19 protein-coding genes are annotated in these 19729 nt (G+C 64.7%); 9 read left to right on the top strand and 10 right to left on the bottom strand.

Features of this window, described 5'->3' with window-relative positions; translation table 11 throughout:
• From sucC to JQ616_RS27665, 5 genes are all read right to left on the bottom strand, one after another.
• The gene (sucC, locus tag JQ616_RS27685) at positions 1-1197 is read right to left on the bottom strand and encodes an ADP-forming succinate--CoA ligase subunit beta (RefSeq protein WP_212020022.1); all 1197 of its coding nucleotides are present in this window, start codon (positions 1195-1197) and stop codon (positions 1-3) included.
• Between the two features lie 161 nt (positions 1198-1358).
• Positions 1359-2327 (bottom strand): malate dehydrogenase, encoded by a 969-nt coding sequence (mdh, locus tag JQ616_RS27680; protein ID WP_212020021.1) that lies wholly within the window; start codon positions 2325-2327, stop codon positions 1359-1361.
• A gap of 209 nt (positions 2328-2536) precedes the next feature.
• A complete protein-coding gene (gene zapE, locus JQ616_RS27675; protein ID WP_212020020.1) occupies positions 2537-3727 on the bottom strand; it encodes a cell division protein ZapE in 1191 nt (396 codons plus the stop codon).
• 136 nt (positions 3728-3863) lie between these two features.
• The gene (gene thpR, locus JQ616_RS27670; RefSeq protein WP_212020019.1) at positions 3864-4400 is read right to left on the bottom strand and encodes an RNA 2',3'-cyclic phosphodiesterase; all 537 of its coding nucleotides are present in this window, start codon (positions 4398-4400) and stop codon (positions 3864-3866) included.
• A 167-nt stretch (positions 4401-4567) separates the two neighbouring features.
• Positions 4568-5215 carry an arylesterase gene (locus JQ616_RS27665; RefSeq protein ID WP_212020192.1) on the bottom strand — a complete coding sequence of 216 codons (648 nt, stop codon included), beginning with the start codon at positions 5213-5215 and terminating at the stop codon, positions 4568-4570.
• Between the two features lie 55 nt (positions 5216-5270).
• On the opposite strand from JQ616_RS27665, the gene JQ616_RS27660 reads away from it, so the two are divergent.
• The 3 genes from JQ616_RS27660 (at position 5271) to JQ616_RS27650 (ending at position 9597) form a co-directional block, all read left to right on the top strand.
• Positions 5271-5990 carry an ABC transporter ATP-binding protein gene (locus tag JQ616_RS27660; RefSeq protein WP_212020018.1) on the top strand — a complete coding sequence of 240 codons (720 nt, stop codon included), beginning with the start codon at positions 5271-5273 and terminating at the stop codon, positions 5988-5990.
• Positions 5987-8572 (top strand): ABC transporter permease, encoded by a 2586-nt coding sequence (locus tag JQ616_RS27655; protein ID WP_212020017.1) that lies wholly within the window; start codon positions 5987-5989, stop codon positions 8570-8572. Before JQ616_RS27660 ends, JQ616_RS27655 begins: the two co-directional genes overlap by 4 nt.
• 233 nt (positions 8573-8805) lie before the next feature.
• A complete protein-coding gene (locus JQ616_RS27650; protein ID WP_097675972.1) occupies positions 8806-9597 on the top strand; it encodes a Bax inhibitor-1/YccA family protein in 792 nt (263 codons plus the stop codon).
• Positions 9598-9713: 116 nt separating this feature from the next.
• Here the strand turns inward: JQ616_RS27650 and JQ616_RS27645 are convergent, their stop codons facing one another.
• From JQ616_RS27645 to acnA, 3 genes are all read right to left on the bottom strand, one after another.
• Positions 9714-10085: a DUF2794 domain-containing protein gene (locus JQ616_RS27645; protein ID WP_212020016.1), complete on the bottom strand. Its 372-nt coding sequence runs from the start codon at positions 10083-10085 to the stop codon at positions 9714-9716.
• A gap of 535 nt (positions 10086-10620) precedes the next feature.
• Positions 10621-11382, bottom strand: a complete 762-nt coding sequence (locus JQ616_RS27640) for a DUF1223 domain-containing protein (RefSeq protein ID WP_212020015.1) — start codon at positions 11380-11382, stop codon at positions 10621-10623.
• A gap of 228 nt (positions 11383-11610) precedes the next feature.
• A complete protein-coding gene (gene acnA / locus JQ616_RS27635; protein WP_212020012.1) occupies positions 11611-14331 on the bottom strand; it encodes an aconitate hydratase AcnA in 2721 nt (906 codons plus the stop codon).
• A 251-nt stretch (positions 14332-14582) separates the two neighbouring features.
• On the opposite strand from acnA, the gene ccmA reads away from it, so the two are divergent.
• The 6 genes from ccmA (at position 14583) to JQ616_RS27605 (ending at position 18034) form a co-directional block, all read left to right on the top strand.
• Entirely contained in the window at positions 14583-15185 is a 603-nt protein-coding gene (gene ccmA / locus JQ616_RS27630; protein ID WP_212020010.1) for a heme ABC exporter ATP-binding protein CcmA, read from the top strand.
• Positions 15182-15850: a heme exporter protein CcmB gene (ccmB, locus tag JQ616_RS27625; protein ID WP_057020933.1), complete on the top strand. Its 669-nt coding sequence runs from the start codon at positions 15182-15184 to the stop codon at positions 15848-15850. Before ccmA ends, ccmB begins: the two co-directional genes overlap by 4 nt.
• A gap of 64 nt (positions 15851-15914) precedes the next feature.
• On the top strand, positions 15915-16712 hold the full coding sequence (locus tag JQ616_RS27620) for a heme ABC transporter permease (protein ID WP_212020008.1): 798 nt from the start codon (positions 15915-15917) through the stop codon (positions 16710-16712).
• A gap of 4 nt (positions 16713-16716) precedes the next feature.
• Positions 16717-16896 carry a heme exporter protein CcmD gene (ccmD, locus tag JQ616_RS27615; protein WP_212020006.1) on the top strand — a complete coding sequence of 60 codons (180 nt, stop codon included), beginning with the start codon at positions 16717-16719 and terminating at the stop codon, positions 16894-16896.
• Positions 16893-17486 carry a DsbE family thiol:disulfide interchange protein gene (locus JQ616_RS27610; RefSeq protein ID WP_212020005.1) on the top strand — a complete coding sequence of 198 codons (594 nt, stop codon included), beginning with the start codon at positions 16893-16895 and terminating at the stop codon, positions 17484-17486. Before ccmD ends, JQ616_RS27610 begins: the two co-directional genes overlap by 4 nt.
• Positions 17487-17656: 170 nt before the next feature.
• The gene (locus tag JQ616_RS27605) at positions 17657-18034 is read left to right on the top strand and encodes a ComEA family DNA-binding protein (RefSeq protein ID WP_212020004.1); all 378 of its coding nucleotides are present in this window, start codon (positions 17657-17659) and stop codon (positions 18032-18034) included.
• A 113-nt stretch (positions 18035-18147) separates the two neighbouring features.
• Here the strand turns inward: JQ616_RS27605 and JQ616_RS27600 are convergent, their stop codons facing one another.
• Both JQ616_RS27600 and ftsY read right to left on the bottom strand, forming a co-directional pair.
• Positions 18148-18747 (bottom strand): septation protein A, encoded by a 600-nt coding sequence (locus JQ616_RS27600; RefSeq protein ID WP_212020003.1) that lies wholly within the window; start codon positions 18745-18747, stop codon positions 18148-18150.
• Positions 18748-18751: 4 nt separating this feature from the next.
• Positions 18752-19699 carry a signal recognition particle-docking protein FtsY gene (gene ftsY, locus JQ616_RS27595; protein WP_212020002.1) on the bottom strand — a complete coding sequence of 316 codons (948 nt, stop codon included), beginning with the start codon at positions 19697-19699 and terminating at the stop codon, positions 18752-18754.
• Between the last annotated feature and the right edge of the window lie 30 nt (positions 19700-19729).

Raw genomic sequence — 19729 nt, 5'->3', positions numbered from 1 at the left:
TTAGCCTCCCTTGACGGCCTTCACGATCTTCTGTGCGGCGTCATCGAGATTGTCTGCGGGCAGAACGTTGAGGCCGCTCTCGCGGATGATCTTCTTGCCCTGCTCGACATTGGTACCCTCGAGGCGCACCACCAGCGGCACCTTGAGGCCGACCTGCTTCACCGCGGCGACCACGCCCTCGGCGATCACGTCGCACTTCATGATGCCGCCGAAGATGTTGACGAGGATGCCCTTCACGTTCGGATCGGCGGTGATGATCTTGAATGCAGCCGCGACCTTCTCGACACTGGCGCCGCCGCCGACGTCGAGGAAGTTCGCCGGCTCCATGCCGTACAGCTTGATGATGTCCATGGTCGCCATCGCGAGGCCGGCGCCGTTGACCATGCAGCCGATCGTGCCGTCGAGCGCGACGTAGTTGAGATCGTATTTCGACGCCTCGATTTCCTTGGCGTCTTCCTCGGTCTCGTCGCGCAGCGCGACCACGTCCGGATGACGGTAGAGCGCGTTGGTGTCGAACGACACCTTGGCGTCGAGCACGCGGAGCTGGCCCTGCTTGGTGACGACCAGCGGATTGATCTCGAGCATCGCCATGTCCTTGGCGGCGAACGCGGTGTAGAGCTGGCCGGTCAGCTTCTCGGCCTGCTTGGCGAGATCGCCCTTCAGCTTCAGCGCCTCGGCAACGGTACGGCCGTGGTGCGGCATGATGCCGGTGGCGGGATCGACCGAGAAGGAGATGATCTTTTCCGGGGTCGAATGCGCGACGTCCTCGATGTTGACGCCACCTTCGGTCGACACCACGAAGGAAATTTCCGAGGTCTCGCGATTGACCAGGATCGAGAGGTAGAACTCCTTGTCGATGTCGGAGCCTTCCTCGATGTAGAGGCGGTTGACCTGCTTGCCGTGCGGGCCGGTCTGCACCGTGACCAGCGTCGCGCCGAGCATCTGCTTGGCGAACTCGTCGACCTCGGCGACCGACTTGGCGATGCGGACGCCGCCCTTGTCGCCGGCGGATGCTTCCTTGAACTTGCCCTTGCCGCGGCCGCCGGCGTGGATCTGGCTCTTCACCACCCAGATCGGGCCGGGCAGCTGCTTGGCCGCCGCGTCAGCCTCTTCCGGCTTCAGCACCGCGACGCCGCGCGAGATCGGCACGCCGAATTCGTGCAGCAAAGCCTTGGCCTGGTATTCGTGGATATTCATGGAAAGACGCTCCCAAACCCTCGTGCGGCGACCTTTTACGTCAGCCTTACAGCTGGCATACCATATACCAAGGCTCGCGCAACTACAAAATCCGCCAGAATTTCATCATCTTGCACCCGACAGGCGATCGAAATCGCCTATCGGGTCATTACCGAACGAGATTACTTGCCGAGCAGATCGGGCGCGATCTTCTTGCAGGCGTCAACCAGGCCCTGCACCGCGCCGACCGACTTGTCGAACGCTTCGCGATCCTTGCCGGCGAGCTCGATCTCGACGACGCGCTCGACACCCTTGGAGCCGATCACGGTCGGCACGCCGACATACATGTCCTTCACGCCGTACTCGCCGTTGAGATAGGCGGCGCAGGGCAGCACGCGCTTCTTGTCCTTCAGATAGCTCTCGGCCATCTGGATCGCCGAAGCCGCCGGCGCGTAGAAGGCCGAACCGGTCTTGAGCAGATTGACGATCTCGGCGCCGCCATTGCGGGTGCGGTCGACGATCTCGTCGATGCGGGCCTGCGAGGTCCAGCCCATCTTGACGAGGTCGGGCAGCGGAATGCCGGCAACGGTCGAGTAGCGGGTCAGCGGCACCATGGTGTCGCCGTGGCCGCCGAGCACGAAGGCGGTGACGTCTTCGACCGAGACATTGAATTCATCGGCCAGGAAATAGCGGAAGCGCGCGGAGTCGAGCACGCCGGCCATGCCGACCACCTTCTTGTGCGGCAGGCCCGACGCCTTCTGCAGCGCCCAGACCATCGCGTCCAGCGGGTTGGTGATGCAGATGACGAAGGCGTCCGGCGCGTACTTCTTGATGCCGGCGCCGACCTGCTCCATGACCTTGAGGTTGATCGAGAGGAGATCGTCGCGGCTCATGCCGGGCTTGCGCGGCACGCCGGCGGTGACGATGCAGACCTTGGCGCCGTCGAGCGCTTCATAGGAATTGGCGCCCACCAGGTTGGAGTCGAAGCCGTCGACCGGCGACGACTGCGCGATGTCGAGCGCCTTGCCCTGCGGCACGCCCTCGGCGATATCGAACAGCACGACGTCTCCGAGCTCCTTGAGGCCGACGAGGTGCGCCAGCGTTCCGCCGATCTGTCCGGAGCCAATCAGTGCAATCTTGTCGCGTGCCATGGGAAATCAGTCCTTTGAACTGGGTACAGGAGGGAGGGAAGTCGGTTGCAAGGGTGGTTATCCCTTTCGAATGATCCATTCAAGTCGCGGCCTGCCCGATTGCGGGCCCTGCCTGCAATTCGATCAGGCATGCCAGCAACATCCGTCCCGGAGACACGAAAAGTTGCTCCGAACCGGACCGTGCGCAAGACGGAATTTCAGGCTGGATTTCAGGTCTCGACCAGGCCGGTCGTCGCGCCGCTTGCGGACGAGTCCTTCCGGCCGTGCGGCAGCGCCAAATAGGATTCCGAGCTCATTTCGATCAGGCGCGAGGCCGTGCGCTTGAACTCCATCGCCTCGATGCCGTCCTCGGCAAGGTACAGCGACACCGGATCGGCTTCGGCCGAGGCCATCAGCTTCACGGCATTGTCATAGAGCGTGTCGATCAGCGAGATGAAGCGCTTGGCAGCGTTGCGCTCGGCGTAGTCCATCACCGGAACGCGGTCGATCAGGATCGTATGGTAGTCGTGCGCGAGCCGGAGATAATCGGACGCCGCGAGCGGCTTCTCGCAGATCTCGGCAAAGCTGAAGCGCGCGACGCCGTGCGCGGAGCACGGCACATGCAGCACACGGCCCTTGATCGTGATGTCGCGCGACTTGCACGGCGCGTTGCCGGTCATCTTGCGCCAGGCCGCATCGAGCTCGGCATCAGCGGCTTGATCCGCCGGCACCAGCCACATCTTGACGCCGAACAGCTTCTCGAGCCGGAAGTCGGTGCGCGCATCGAGACGCAGCACGTCCATATGATTGGAGATCTGCGCGATGAACGGCAGGAACAGCGCGCGATTGAGCCCGCCCTTATAGAGATCCTCAGGCGCGACGTTCGAGGTGGCGACCACGACGGTGCCGAGATCGAACAGCTTTGCGAACAGCCGCCCGAGGATCATCGCGTCCGCGATGTCGGTGACGTGGAATTCGTCGAAGCACAGCAGCCAGGCTTCGTCGAAGATCGCCTGCGCGGTGAGTGCGATCACGTCGCCGTCTGCGATCTCGCCGCGCGCGATCTGCTGGCGGTAGCCGTAGATGCGCTCATGCGCCTCGGCCATGAATTCGTGGAAATGCGCGCGCCGCTTGTGCTCGACCGGGCTCTGCTGGAAGAACAGATCCATCAGCATGGTCTTGCCGCGGCCGACTTCGCCATGGACGTAAAGCCCGCGCGGCGGCTTGTCGTCCCTGTCGCCGCCGAACAGTCGTCCGAACAGGCCCTGCTTGCGCTGCGGCTTGTAGCTCGCAAGCCGCTCCTCCAGCGCGCCAAAGGCTTCAGCGGCGAGCGCCTGCGCAGGATCGGCCTCGATCGCGCCGGAGGCGACCAGGGACCTGTAGTGATCGAGGAACGAAGAATTGGGCGAGGTGGACAACATGAGCCCACCTTACGGCCCTAGTGCGCGGCAAATTGCAAGCCGTGAATTGTGCCAATGGGGTATGCAAGCGCGAGCTCTTGCATGCCACGGCCGACCGCACGGCGTGCCGGATGCCTAGCACCACATCTGCGATCCCTTACGCGCAGAGGTCGTAGGAATCCTCGACCACGTAAGGGCCGCCGCCTGTCGACGCGCGCGACGAGAACAGCACGAAGCGGTCCGCCATGAAGGTACGGCTCGGGAAGTAGCCGCGCACGGACAGATAATCCGCAACGTCCTGGCTCGATGCATCATGAAGACGCGCGAGCGTGACATGTGGCGTGAATTTTCTGCCCTCTGGATTGAGCCCCATCCGCTGCATCATCCGCTCGAGCTCGGCTTGCAGTTCGATCAACGGCCGGCTGGGCTCGACGGCGGCAACTACCGCGCGCGGCTTTCGTCCGCCGAAGCTCGACAGGCCCTGCAATTTGACCTCGAACGGTTTGCGGTTGACCCGAAACAACATCGTCGCGATCTCGTTGGCCCAGAGGCCGTCGATATCGCCGATGAAGCGCAAGGTGACGTGATAATTTTCGGGATCGATCCAGCGTGCGCCTGGGAGGCCGCCACGCAAATTGGAAAGTGTCTGGCCAATTTCGGCCGGAATTTCCAGTCCAGTGAACAGACGCGGCATCGCTATAATCCTCGATGCTTGGCGCGGGTTTTGGGAGCCCGCACCCCTGTAACAGCCCGGCGACGAATCACCGATGCTTATTTGTACCCGAGATATGTGACTCTGCGAAGCATGAGGCGTTAACAGCTCGTAAACCTACGGACACGATACGGCGCACTGCCTGCGTTTCAACTGCGTTGCCCTGATAATGCACCGAGAAATGCCTGCACCGTGGGCAGGATATTCTGCACAACGATGTCCACACCCTCTGCTGTCGGATGCATGCCGTCGGCTTGATTGATCTTCGGATTACCAGCAACGCCATCGAGGAAGAACGGATAGAGCGGCACGCCAAGCGATTTCGACAGATCCGGATAGATCGCGTTGAACTTCGCTGCGTACTCGCTGCCATAGTTCGGCGGCGCGAGCATGCCGCACAACAGCACGGCGATCTTACGCGCCTGCAACTTTGTGATGATGTCGGAGAGCGCGGCGCGCGTCACCGCGGGATCGATGCCGCGCAGCGCATCGTTGGCGCCGAGTTCGACGATCACGGCATCAGTTCCATCGGCCACCGACCAGTCGAGCCGCTCGCGGCCGCCCGAGGCGGTGTCGCCGGACACTCCGGCATTGGTCATCTCGACCTTTATCCCCTTGGCTTCCAAGGCTTTTTGTAGCCGGACCGGAAACGCCGCCGGGCCTGGAAGGCCGTAACCGGCGCTCAGGGAATCGCCCAGGACCACCATCTTGATCGGTTTCGCGGAAGCTTTCCCCTGATCTGGCGTCTGCGCACTTGCCGCCGTCATCAAGCCCATAAGCAACACGAGTATGTGCACGAAGATTCTCAACCGGCCCTCGACCGCAACCGCGGAAGTGCCATATGACCGAACCATGGACAGTCTCATCGCATCCTCTTCACTGACCGACGTCGAGCCGGACACCATTGCCGTCAGGAACGTCAATCTCTCGCTCGGCGCCGGCGCGGCACGGGTTCATATCCTGAAAGATATCAGCCTTCGTGTGGCAGCGGGTGAGGCCATCGGGCTGATCGGCCCATCGGGCTCGGGCAAGTCGACCTTGCTGATGGTGATGGCGGGGCTTGAACGTCCTGACAGCGGAGAAGTGGTCGTCGATGGCACCTCGTTCAATGCCCTCGATGAAGATGCGTTGGCGCGCTTCCGCGGCCGCCAGGTCGGCATCGTGTTCCAGTCGTTCCATCTGATCCCGACCATGACAGCGCTGGAGAATGTCGCCGTGCCGCTCGAACTCGCCGGCAATCCCGATGCGGCCGCGCGCGCCGCGCAGGAGCTGCAATCGGTCGGTCTCGGCGAACGGCTGCATCACTATCCGACGCAGCTGTCCGGTGGCGAGCAGCAGCGCGTCGCGATCGCGCGCGCGCTGGCGCCCGATCCCGCGATCCTGGTCGCCGACGAGCCGACCGGAAATCTCGACGAGACGACGGGCAAGCAGATCGTCGACCTGCTCTTCACCAAGCACGCCGAACGCGGCATGACCTTGGTGCTGGTGACGCATGATCTCGCGCTCGCCCAGCGCTGCGATCGCGTGGTGCGGCTGCGCTCCGGCCGCATCGACGGACAATCGACCACATGAGCATTGCGTCCGAAGTCGCGGTGCAGGGCCGCGCGTCGTCGCTTGCCTTCCGTTATGCGCTGCGCGAACTGCGCGGCGGCCTGCGCGGATTCTACGTGTTCATCGCCTGCATCGCGCTCGGCGTGATGGCGATCGCCGGTGTCGGCTCGGTCGCCGCGAGCCTCGGCGACGGCCTGTCGCGCGAGGGACGCACACTGCTCGGCGGCGACGTCGCGTTCTCGCTGATCTCGCGCGAGGCCAAGCCCGACGAGGTCGCCTATCTGCGCACCCGCGGCGAGGTTTCGGTCGCTGCCACGCTGCGCGCGATGGCGCGTAGCGGCGACGGCAAGCTGGCGCTGGTCGAGCTCAAGGCTGTCGACGGCAAATATCCCATGCTCGGCGAGCTGACGCTCGAACCCAACATGCCGATCGGCGACCTGCTCGCCGAACGCGACGGCGCTTTTGGCGCGGCAGCCGACTCGACCTTGCTGGCGCGGCTCGACCTCAAGCTCGGCGACCGCGTCACCATCGGCAGCGCGACCTACCAGATCCGCAGCGTGGTAACGGCCGAACCCGACAAGCTCGCCGGCGGCGTCGGCCTCGGCCCGCGTTTCCTGATCAGCGAAGCCAGCCTGCGCGCCACTGACCTGTTGCAGCCCGGCAGCCTGGTGCGCTGGATCTACCGGGTGAAGCTGCCCGACGGCGCCAACGACGATCGTGCCACCACTGCACTGATCGACGGCGCCCGGGCCGCGGCGCCGGAGGCCGGCTGGGAGGTCCGCAGTCGCAGCAACGCCTCGCCGCAGCTCGAGCGCACCATCAACCGTTTCACCCAGTTCCTGACCCTGGTCGGTCTTGCCGCCCTGCTGGTCGGCGGGGTCGGCGTCGCCAACGCGGTGAAGAGCCATATCGACCGCCGCCGCGACGTCATCGCCTCGTTCAAGGCGCTCGGCGCCACCGGTCGCGATGTCTTCACGATCTACTGCACGCAAGTGGTGGTGCTGGCCGGAATCGGTTCGGTGATCGGGCTCGTGCTCGGCGCCACGCTGCCCTTCGTCATTGTCGGCCTGTTCGGCAAGCTGCTGCCGCTGCCGGTGGTGCCTGCCCTGCATCCGGACGAGCTCGCGCTCTCCTTCATCTATGGCCAGCTTACCGCGCTGGCGTTCGGGCTGTGGCCGCTCGGCCGGGTCCATGACGTGCCGGTCGCCGCGCTGTTCCGCGAGACCGTCGCCAGCGAGTGGCACCGCCCGCGCTGGAGCTATCTCGCGCTGATGGCCGTGGTGATCGCCCTCCTGATCGGGGTTGCGATCGGGCTCGCCTATGACAAGCGGGTCGCCACCGTGTTCGTCGCCTCATCGATCGCGGTGTTCCTGCTGCTGCGCGGGATCGCCGAGATCCTGATGGCGGTGGCGCGCCGGCTGCCGCGCAGCCGCATCACCATGCTGCGGCTCGCCATTGCCAACATCCACCGGCCGGGCGCGCTGACGCCGTCGGTCGTGCTGTCGCTGGGGCTCGGCCTCGCGGTGCTCGTCACCATCACCCAGATCGACGGCAATCTGCGCCGACAATTCCTGGCCGCGCTGCCGGAGCGGGCGCCGTCGTTCTTCTTCATCGACATCCCCTCCACCGAGGCCGACCGCTTTGCCGCCTTCCTGGGCCAGATCGCCGCCGGCTCGACCGTCGAGGACGTGCCGATGCTGCGCGGACGCATCGTCGCGGCGCGCGGTGTCAAGGCCGACCAGCTCAAGCCGTCGGTCGATTCCGAATGGGTGCTGCAGAGCGACCGCGGCCTCACCTACACCGGCGAAATTCCCAAGGGCTCGAAGATCGTCGAGGGCGAATGGTGGGGGCCGGACTACAGCGGACCTCCGCTGGTCTCGATGGAGAAGAAGATAGCCGACGGCCTGGGCTTGAAGATCGGCGACGAGATCGTGGTCAACGTGCTCGGCCGCGACGTGCCGGCGAAGATCGCCAATCTGCGCAACATCGACTGGCAGGGTCTCGGCATCAACTTCGTGCTGGTGTTCTCACCGAACGCCTTCAAGGGCGCGCCGCACAGCCATGTCGCGACCCTGACGGAACCGCATGCGAGCTCGACCCAAGCGGGCGCCAACGACGACGCGCGCATCATCAAGCAGGTCGCCGACGCGTTTCCGATGGTGACCAGCGTGCGGGTCCGCGAGGCGCTGGAGACCATCGGCAGCGTCGTGAGCAATCTCGTGCTGGCGATCCGCGGCGCCAGCGCCGTGACGCTGATCTCGGCGATCCTAGTGCTGGGCGGCGCGCTCGCCGCCGGGCACCGCCATCGCGTCTATGACGCCGTGATCCTCAAGACGCTCGGCGCCACGCGGGCGCGATTGCTCGGCGCTTACGCGCTGGAGTACCTGATGATCGGTTTTGCAACCGCGATCTTCGGCGTCATCGCCGGCTCGGTCGCGGCCTGGCTGATCGTGACGCGGCTGATGACGCTGAGCTTCATCTGGCAGGCCGGCAGCGCCGCGCTGGTCGTGGTCGCCGCGCTGGTCGTCACGGTCGGATTGGGGCTGGCCGGAACGCTGCTCGCGCTGAACCAGAAACCGGCCTCGGTGCTGCGGAATTTGTGACAATTTGTAGCGGCGGAAGCGCCGTTTTTGCCTGCCATGCTAGGCCAGAGCGACATTCGGCCGCGCGTGGAAGCTTGCGTCGGATGTGTTAATTTCCCACATACCAATCGGGTCGGATGGCCGGCTGAATGACACGGAATTAATGTTCCGCAAACCGAGCCATCTGAGATAGATTTACGACCGGCGCCGCAAATCCCTTGCGCTCCACCGGGACCAACCACGGGAATTCGACCATGTCGGACCTAGACCGCAATTACGCTTCTCCTTTCGGCCGGGCCGCCGGGCGCATTGACGCTGCGGCCGTCGACGCCGGTCTGCGCGCCTACATGCTGCGCATCTACAACTACATGAGCATCGGCCTCGCCATCACCGGCCTGGCCGCGCTCGGCGTCTACATGGGCGCGGTGACCACCGACCAGTCGGCCGCCGTCGCCAAGTTCGGCAACGCCTATCTGACGCAGTTCGGCTACGCGATGTTCGTGAGCCCGCTGAAGTGGCTGTTCATCCTCGCCCCGCTGGCGATGGTGTTCGTCATCTCGGCCGGCATCAACCGCTTGCAGCCCGCGACCGCCCAGCTCCTGTTCTGGGTGTTCTCGGCGCTGATGGGCCTGTCGCTGTCGTCGATCTTCCTGGTGTACACGCACACCTCGATCGTGCGCGTGTTCTTCATCACGGCGGCGACGTTCGGTGCGCTGAGCCTCTACGGCTACACCACCAAGCGTGACATGAGCGGCATGGGCTCGTTCCTGTTCATGGGCCTGATCGGCATCATCATCGCGAGCCTGGTCAATTTGTTCCTGGCGAGCTCGGCGCTGCAGTTCATCGTCTCGGTGGTCGGCGTGCTGGTGTTCGCGGGCCTCACCGCCTGGGACACCCAGCGGCTGAAGAACGACTACATCTACGGCTACGCCTCGCAGGGTGGCGTCGCGGCGGAGCGTGCGGCCATCACCGGTGCCCTCTCGCTCTACCTGAACTTCATCAACCTGTTCACGCTGCTGCTGCAGCTGCTCGGCCAGCGCGACTAAGCGCCTCGAGCGAGAGCAGATCGACCCGAGCCCCGGCCACACGGCCGGGGCTTTTTCTTTTGGCGGAGCAGAATGCGGCGTGGCCGGGATGGAGCCAACGGGTCGCGCGAACGCGCCTACACCACCGAGAGCTTGCGGTCGATTACGAGCAGCACACGTTCGAGTTCATGGCCGCGACGCAGGATCAGGCCGGTCGCCGAAATCACGCTGTACATGCCCTGCTTGCGCGCCAGCCGGGGATCCTTCTCGATCCGGTAGATCGGCATTTCGGACGCGCGCCGGAACACCGAGAACACGGCGCGGTCCTTCAGGAAGTCGATCGCATAATCGCGCCACTCGCCGTCGGCGACCATGCGGCCATAGAGATTGAGAATGCGGTTGAGCTCAAGTCGATTGAATGTCACCCGGTTGGGCTGGGGGGTCGCGGCGACGGGACGCGCCGCGGCGCGACTCCCGCTCGGATCGGTGTCCTCCGAGATCAAACTCATCGAGCGCCTCCTGTCATCTCGGTGACGATCGGAACCCGAAGGCCGGTGCCCCCACTTCGGGATCGTCACGAGAGTGACATGATTGCGCTAAGCCGCGGCCCCTGCAAGGGGCCATTCGCAACGCAACCGGCCCTTAACCACACCTGACGGCCCTGGCCGCGACGGATTGTCCGGAAAATCTCAGACTCACGGGAACGTTAGCGGAATCATATTGCTGCCCCACTTCCGCCAAGCGCCCGCCCCGCTGCCTTGCGAAAAGAAAATCCTGCGTTGGCCCGGTCCTTTCGGTTCCGGATTCCTCAGCCCCCAGCCCCCCGGGGCCGTCGGGATCGGGCCTGTTCGCAGGGGAGTTAAATCCCAACACTGGGCCAACGAAAGTTGGTCCTTTTTGTTTTTGGGGACCTGCTTAATCCACGCGCGACCGAGACGCGCACGCCGAGCTTCGGCGCTTTCCCGTCAGCCCACGACTGGATGCAAGTTCGCTGTCGGCCTCTGGCTGCGCGCAGCCCAGCGACGCAAGCGCGTGCCGTGAAGCTTAGTGAAGCGAAGTGAATGCGGCGCCGAGCATCGGGCCCGGCTTGTCGCGATTGCCGTCCTGGACGTACACCGCCGCGGCATCGACGCCCTCGCGGGTGATGTTCTCCAGCGGCACGGTCCAGTTCCCGGACGACCCGTTCCAGTCACCGACCTTGAGCAGATTGCGCACCACATTGTGGTAGGTGATCTCGTGGCCACGGTTCTCGCCGCGCGCGATCGAGATCGGCACCGACTTCGAGATCGAGCAGATCCAGACTTCGCCGCGCGACACGGCGGGCGATTTGGATGCCGCGACCGACACGTTGATCTGCTTGCCGGTCAGCGTCATCGTCACCGGCACCGACATCACGGTGCCGCTCTTCTCGGTGTCCTTGATCGCGCTTTCGATGCCGGCGCGGTCGCTGCCGATCACATGCGCGGAGCCGTTGATCACGGCCTGCGGCGTGTAGACGTCGCGATCGCCGCGCATATGCGAATAGGCCTTCTGGCGCGCGCTGAAGCGGGAGTCGGCCAGCGTATCCTTCCAGCCGAGATAGTCCCAATAGTCGATCGGCATGCTGAGCGCGATGACGTTGGGGTCCTTCGCGAGGTCACCGATGATCTTGTCCGCGGGCGGACAGGACGAGCATCCCTGCGAGGTGAAGAGTTCGACGACGGCCCGCGGATCGGCGTGGGCGGGGCGGATGATTGCGACGATCGCGCAGATACCGAGCGCACTGGACCATCGCGAGATAGAATTATAGGCCATCATCGCTGTCATACTGCGAACCAGTCGTGATGATTTCTATCCGTAATTGTACGGAGCATGAAGTCTGTCCCTGAACTTGCGTGCCCCAAAACGCGATAAAGCGGCCTTTTCATAGGCCGCCTTCTTTTTAGCCGCTACTCACTAAGCGGTGAGGCACCGATCACAAATCCGCGTTGGAGCATGGTCCCTCGCGACAAACGCGAGGCGTTTGCGCGGAGACCATGCTCAAACAATGGGCCCTCAGGCCGCGAGTTTGCGCAGCACGTAGTGCAGGATGCCGCCGTTGCGATAGTAGTCGAGCTCGTCCAGCGTATCGATGCGGCAGAGCAGCGGGACATCCCGCTTGCCGCCGTCGGCGGAGGTGATCTCGGCGTTCAGCGTCTGGCGCGGCTTCAGATCGCCCTGCAGGCCGCGGATCGTGACCTTCTCGTCGCCCTTGAGGCCGAGCGAGGACCACGACGTGCCGTCCTGGAAGGTGAGTGGAAGCACACCCATGCCGACCAGGTTGGAGCGATGGATGCGCTCGAAGCTCTGGCAGATCACCGCGCGCACGCCGAGCAGGCGGGTGCCCTTCGCGGCCCAGTCGCGCGAGGAGCCGTTGCCGTATTCGGCGCCGGCGAACACCACCAGCGGCACGCCTTCGGCCTGATACTTCATCGCGGCGTCGTAGATCGGCATCTGCTCGCCGTCGGGCCAGTGCTTGGTCAGACCGCCTTCCGGAATATTGCCGTCGGCGCCCTTCAGCATGAAGTTCTTGATGCGGATGTTGGCGAAGGTGCCGCGCATCATCACTTCATGGTTGCCGCGCCGCGTGCCGTACTGGTTGAAGTCGGCGGGGCGCACCTGGTGCTCGCTGAGGAACTTGCCGGCCGGCGAGGTCAGCTTGATCGAACCGGCCGGCGAGATGTGGTCGGTGGTGATCTTGTCGCCGAACATCGCGAGGATGCGCGCGTCGACCACGTCGGTGACCGGATCCGGCTGCTTCTTCATGCCTTCGAAATAGGGCGGGTTCTGCACATAGGTCGAGCCCATGTTCCAGCGATAGGTCTCACTCTCCGTGGTCTTGATCTTGCGCCAGTTGGTGTCGCCCTTGAACACGTCGGCGTACTTCTTCTTGAAGATCGTCGCGGTGACGTACTTCTTCATGAAGGCGTTGATCTCCTTGGTGGTCGGCCAGATGTCCTTGAGGAACACCGGCTTGCCGTCCTTGCCGATGCCGATCGGCTCGACCGCGAGATCCTTGGTCACGGTGCCGGCAAGCGCATGCGCGACCACCAGCGGCGGCGAGGCGAGGTAGTTCGCCTGCACGTCCGGCGAGACGCGGCCTTCGAAGTTGCGGTTGCCGGAGAGCACGGCGGCGGCGACGATGCCGTTGTCGTTGATCGACTTCGAGATGTCTTCCGGCAGCGGGCCGGAATTGCCGATGCAAGTGGTGCAGCCGAAGCCGACCAGGTTGAAGCCAACCTTGTCGAGATCGGCCTGCAGGCCGGAATTGGCGAGATACTCCGCCACCACCTGGCTGCCCGGCGCGAGCGAGGTCTTCACCCACGGCTTGGCCTTCAGGCCCTTGGCGGCCGCCTTGCGCGCCAGCAGGCCGGCGCCGATCAGCACGCTCGGGTTCGAGGTGTTGGTGCAGGAGGTGATCGCCGCGATCACGACGTCGCCATGGCCGAGATCGAAGTTGCGGCCTTCGACCGCGAAGCGCTTCGTCTCACCCTCGGGCTTCTTGTACTCGCCGACCAGCGCGGTCGCGAAACCGGTCGACACCGCCGGCAGCGCGATGCGGCCTTCGGGGCGCTTCGGTCCGGCCATCGACGGCACGACATCGCCAAGGTCGAGCGTCAGCGTGGTGGTGAACACCGGGTCGGTCGACTTGGCGGTACGGAACAGGCCCTGCGCCTTGGCATAGGCCTGCACCAGCTTGACGCGATCGGCCTTGCGGCCCGAGGTCTTCAGGTAATCGATGGTCGCGGCATCGACCGGGAAGAAACCGCAGGTCGCGCCATATTCGGGCGCCATGTTGCCGATCGTCGCCTTGTCCGCGACCGACAGGAAATCGAGGCCGGGGCCGAAGAACTCGACGAACTTGCCGACCACGCCGAGCTTGCGCAGCATCTGGGTGACGGTCAGCACCAGGTCGGTCGCGGTGACGCCTTCCTTGAGCGCGCCCTTGAGCTTGAAGCCGACGACTTCAGGCAGCAGCATCGACAGCGGCTGGCCGAGCATGCAGGCTTCCGCCTCGATGCCGCCGACGCCCCAGCCGAGCACGGCGAGGCCGTTGACCATCGTGGTGTGCGAGTCGGTGCCGACCAGCGAGTCCGGATAGGCGACCTCGAAGGTGCCGGTCTTCTTGCCGACCGTCATCTTCTCCTTCCTCGTCCACACCGTCTGCGCGAGGTATTCGAGATTGACCTGATGGCAGATGCCAGTGCCGGGCGGCACCACCGAGAAGTTCGAGAACGCCTTCTGGCCCCACTTCAGGAACTCGTAGCGCTCCTGGTTCTGCTTGTATTCCTCGGTGACGTTCTTCGCGAACGCCTTGTTGTCACCGAAGAAGTTGACGATGACCGAGTGGTCGATGACGAGATCGACCGGCACCAGCGGGTTGATCTTCTCGGCATCGCCGCCGAGGTTCTGCATCGCGTTGCGCATCGCCGCGAGATCGACCACGGCCGGAACGCCGGTGAAATCCTGCATCAGAACGCGCGCCGGGCGGAATGCGATTTCGTGCTCGAGCTGGCGCTTCTTCAGCCACTTCGACACCGCAACGATGTCTTCCTTCTTGACGGTGCGGCCGTCCTCGTTGCGCAGCAGGTTCTCGAGCAGGACCTTCATCGAATACGGCAGCTTCGAAATACCCTTCAGTCCGTTCTTCTCTGCCAGGGGCAGGCTGTAATAGACGTAGGACTTGGCGCCGACCTTCATGGTCTTGCGGCATTTGAAGCTGTCGAGCGAGGTCATGCGAGGAATCCCAATTTTCAGTTATACCCGGCAGGGGTAACTACGAGGGTAACTAAACACCGGCGACCGATGCGGGCCAAGGGATGGCCTGGATGGCTTGCGGCCGCCGATTGTGTGTGCTGCATCAAGTTCCGGGCTTATAGAACCTTTCTAGAAGCACCGCCACACCGACAAGCGTGCGACAGCGTTGCGCGACCCAAAAATTCTCACGCGGTAGCGAAAGATTTCAGAGGGCTGTGACAAGACGAACCATGCGGCTCTCGGGACGAAATCTGAAATGCGTGCGCGGCGGGCGCGAGGTGTTTTCCGGCCTCGATCTGTCGGCTGCCGCCGGCGAGGCGCTCGCGGTCACCGGCCCCAACGGCGCGGGCAAGACCTCGCTGCTGCGCGTCCTCGCCGGGCTGCTGGTTCCAGCCGAGGGGACGGTCGCGCTCGAAGGCGGCGACGCCGAGCTCAGCCTGCCCGAGCAGGCCCACTATCTCGGCCACCGCGATGCCCTGAAGCCGGCGCTGAGCGTTGCGGAAAATCTTTCCTTCTGGCGGGAATTTCTCGGCGGCAAGACCGAGGACGCCGGCCGCTGCCTTACCGCCGTGGCGCTCGATCACGCCGCGCATCTGCCGGCGGCGTATCTTTCCGCCGGCCAGCGCCGTCGCCTGTCGATCGCCCGCCTGCTCTCGGTGCGGCGGCCGGTCTGGCTCTTGGACGAGCCGACCTCGGCGCTCGATGCGGCCGGACAGGCGCTGTTCGTCGGCCTGATGCGCGACCATCTCGCCAGCGGCGGCCTGATCGTCGCCGCGACGCATCTGCCGCTCGGCATCGATGCGCGTGACCTGCGGATCGGAGGTGCGGCATGAGCGCGCTGGGCGCATTGATCCGCCGCGACATCCGGATCGCGCTGCGCGTTGGCGGTGGCGCGCTGATCGGGGTGCTGTTCTTCCTCACCGTTACGGTGCTGATGCCGTTCGCGGTCGGGCCGGATCTGGCGCTGCTGTCGCGGCTCGGCCCCGCCATTCTCTGGCTTGGCGCGCTGCTGGCGAGCCTGCTCACCCTCGACCGCCTGTTCACGGCTGACCATGAGGACGGCTCGCTCGACCTCATCGTGATGAGTCGGACGCCGCTGGAACTCGCCTGCGCGGCCAAGGCGCTGGCTCACTGGATCGCCGCCGGCCTGCCGCTGATCATCGCAACCCCGGTGCTCGGCCTGCTGCTCAATCTCGACGGCACGGCGACATTGGCGGTCGCGGCGACCCTATTGGCGGGAACACCGGCTCTGACCTTTACCGGCATGATCGGCGCCGCCCTGGCGGTGACGCTGCATCGCGGCGGGCTGCTGCTCGCGGTGCTGGTGCTGCCGCTGTCGATCCCGGTGCTGATTTTCGGCGTTGCAGCCTCACAGGCGGCGATCTCAGGTCCCTTGCCCTTTGGAACACCGTTCTCGATCCTCTGCGCGCTGTCGCTGGCGAGCCTCGTGATCGGCCCGTTTGCCGCCGCCGCGAGCCTGCGGCACGGGCTGGACTGATCAAATCTCGCCGAGGGGAATTCGGCCAATTGCCTCGCTCACAGCGGACGACTATCAGAGTGCCATGAAGCTGACCGAGACGCTGACCGACCTCGCCAATCCGACCAGGTTTCTGGCGCTGACCGCGCGCATCCTGCCCTGGCTCGCGGGCGTGACCGCGATCCTGCTCGCGATCGGGCTCTACCAGTCGGCGATGGCGCCCGACGACTACCAGCAGGGCGCCACGGTCAAAATCATGTTCATCCACGTGCCGAATGCGTGGCTGTCGATGTTCGTCTGGAGCGTCATGAGTGTGGCCGCGCTCGGCACACTGGTGTGGCGGCATCCGCTCGCCGATGTCGCCGCAAAGGCCGCGGCCCCGATCGGCGCGGCCTTCACCTTCCTGGCGCTCGTCACCGGCTCGCTGTGGGGCCGGCCGATGTGGGGCACCTATTGGGAGTGGGATGCGCGGCTGACCTCGGTCTTGATCCTGTTCCTGATGTATCTCGGCCTGATCGCGCTGTGGCGCGCGGTGGAGGACCCGTCGCGCGCGGCACGGGCGGCTGCGGTCCTGACTCTGGTCGGTGCGATCAACATCCCGATCATCAAGTTCTCGGTCGACTGGTGGAACACGCTGCATCAGCCGGCATCGGTGATGCGGATGGGCGGATCGACGCTCGACAAGGCGTTCCTGTGGCCACTGCTGGTGATGGCGATCGCGTTTTCGCTGCTGTTCGTCACGCTCCACCTGGCGGCGATGCGCAACGAGATCCTGCGCCGGCGCGTGCGCAGCCTGCAGATGATGCAGGCGAGCCGCGTCACGTTTGCGAGCGAAGCAGGCGCCGGCTCGCGTGACGGAAGCGCGCCCAAGGGAGCAGCGTGACACGATGTCGCTTGGTCCCTACGCGTCCTTCATCGTGACGTCCTACGTGCTGGTCGCAGCCGTCGTGCTGCTGTTGATCGTCTGGATCATCGCCGACTATCGCCGGCAGCAGACGCGCCTCAAGGAGATCGAGGCCAGCGGCATCACCCGCCGCTCCGGCCGCAGCGCGGCGGACATCAGATGAGCGACCAGGCGACCAACAGCCCTCCGCAAGCCCGCCGCCTGCTGGTGGTGCTGCCGCTGCTCGTTTTCCTCGGGCTCGCCGGGCTGTTCCTGCTGCGGCTCTATGGCGGCGACCCCTCCAAAATCCCGTCGGCGCTGATCGGCCGGCCGGCACCGCAGACCGCCCTGCCCGCGCTCGACGGCCTGGTGAAGGACGGCGCGCCTGTGCCCGGTCTCGATCCCGCGGCGTTCAAGGGCAAGGTCTCGGTCGTCAATGTCTGGGCGTCCTGGTGCGTGCCCTGCCATGACGAGGCGCCGCTGCTGACCGAGCTCGGCAAGGACAAGCGCTTCCAGATCATCGGCATCAACTACAAGGACTCGCCCGAGAACGCGCGGCGCTTTCTCGGCCGTTACGGCAACCCGTTCGGCATCGTCGGCGTCGACGGCAACGGCCGTGCCTCGATCGAATGGGGCGTCTACGGCGTACCCGAAACCTTCCTGGTCGGGCGCGAAGGCACGATCGTCTACAAGCTGGTCGGCCCGGTGACGCCTGACAACGTCAACAGCGTGCTCAAGGCCGAGATCGAGAAAGCGCTGCACGCCGCACAGTAAGCGCGTCGTCATTCAGCGGTGCTGTGAACCGCTGGTGAATGACGAGAGAAGATGCCTGCGGCAAAATACTTCGTCGCATTTATCCGCGGTTCATTTCGCGGCCACGGCAACGCCACGAACGCAACCCCAACTCAGCAGCGTTGACATCAACGTTCCTCTGGAGGGGACATATGCGCAAGACCACGCTCGCTTCACTTCTCGCCACCACGCTCACGCTCGGCATGCTGACGGCCACGCCGTCGATAGCCCAGAGCGTTCAGCCGGCCGCGCCCGCCACCAAATCGGAAGTCAACAAGATGGCTCCCGCGCCGAAGGCTGTGACGCCCGACGCGAAGACGACCGGGATGGCAAAGGACGACCTGCTCGACGTCAACAGCGCCACCGCCGACCAGCTCGACGCGCTGCCCGGCGTCGGCAAGGCGTATTCGGCCGCGATCATCAAGGGCCGCCCCTACAAGGGTAAGGATGAGCTGGTGCAGAAGAACATCCTGCCGCAGGCGACCTACGACAAGATCAAGGACAAGATCATCGCCAAGCAGAAAAGCTGAACACGAGAGCGTTTTCGAGCGAAGTGGCCACCGGTTCGCGTGAAGAAAACGCGTCAAAACAACAAGCAGAGCCTCGAACGCAGCGCGGCGCAATCGCCCGCGCTGCGTTCGATCTACTTCCGCAGGTCGCCGGCGTCAGCTTCGCTGGCTTCCAGTGAGACCGGATCGAGGTGATAGCGCTTGGTCAGCGGCATCTGCGCGATGGCGAAGATCATGGTCAGCGGCGTCACGCCGAACACCTTGAAATTCACCCAGAAGTCGGTGGTCTGGGTCCGCCAGACGATCTCGTTGAGCACCGCCATGCCGGCGAAGAACAGCGCCCAGCGCATGGTGAGGATGCGCCAGCCCTGTGGCGTCAGATTGAACATCTGGTCGAACATCACGGCGATGAAGGAGCGGCCGAACAGCAGCCCGCCGCCGAGCACGGCCGCGAACAGGCCGTAGATGATGGTCGGCTTGACCTTGATGAAGGTCTCGTCGTGCAGCACCAGCGTCAGGGTGCCGAACACCAGCACGATCGCACCGGTCACAATCGCCATGATCGGCACGTGCTTCGTCACCACATAGGACGCGATCATCGCCGCGACGATTGCCACCATGAACGCGCCGGTTGCGACGAACAGATGGTATTTTGCATTCGCCACGAAGAACACGAGCAACGGCCCGAGTTCAGTCGCAAGCTTGAACAGTGGATGCGGCTGGGTCTTGTCCATCAATCTAGTTCTCGATCCCGGCAATCGCCTTGGCAAAATCCTTCGCCGTGAACGGCGCGAGGTCCTCGACGCCTTCGCCGACGCCGATGAAATGCACCGGCAGCTTGTGCTTCTCCGACAGCGCAACGAGGATGCCGCCGCGCGCCGTGCCGTCAAGCTTGGTCATCACGAGGCCGGTGACTCCAGCGGTACGATGAAACGCCTCGACCTGCGACAACGCATTTTGTCCCACCGTGGCATCGAGCACGAGCAGCACGGCGTGCGGCGCCGTCGCATCGACCTTCTTGATGACGCGCACGACCTTCTCGAGCTCGTTCATCAGCTCGGACTTGTTCTGCAGCCGGCCGGCGGTGTCGATCAGCAGCACGTCGCGCTGCTGCTCCTTGGCCGCGGTCAGCGCGCTGAAGGCGAGGCTCGCTGAATCCGAGCCCTGGGCACCTGCGATGACCGGCGACTTGGTGCGCTCGCCCCAGACCTTGAGCTGCTCGATCGCCGCGGCGCGGAAGGTGTCGCCGGCGGCCAGCATGACCTTGCGGCCCTCGGCGGCGAATTTCGCCGAGAGCTTGCCGATCGTCGTGGTCTTGCCGGAGCCGTTGACGCCGACGACCAGGACGACGAACGGCTGCTTCGAACCATCGATCTCGAGCGGCTTCGCCACCGGCGCCAGCACCTTCTCGACCTCGGTCGCGACCACGTCCTTGACCTCGTCGGCCGAGATCGCCTTGTCGTAGCGGCCCTTGCCGACCGCCTCCGCGATGCGGACCGCGACATCGGTGCCGAGGTCGGCGCGCAGCAGCACATCCTCGATGTCATCGAGCATGGCCGAATCGAGCTTGCGCTTGGTGACGAGGTCGGCGACCGCGGTCCCGATCGAACTCGAGGTCCGCTTCAGGCCGCCTTTCAGCCGCTGCCACCAGCTCTGTTTGGGAGTTCCCGCAGTGGTATCGTTCATGGCGCGGGTGTGTTAGCCGTTTCGGCTCAC

The organism is Bradyrhizobium tropiciagri (genome assembly GCF_018130545.1).
Classification (GTDB): Bacteria; Pseudomonadota; Alphaproteobacteria; order Rhizobiales; family Xanthobacteraceae; genus Bradyrhizobium; species Bradyrhizobium tropiciagri_A.
The sequence above is the reverse complement of the archived record's forward strand: the minus strand, read 5'-3'. Positions and strand labels throughout refer to the sequence as shown.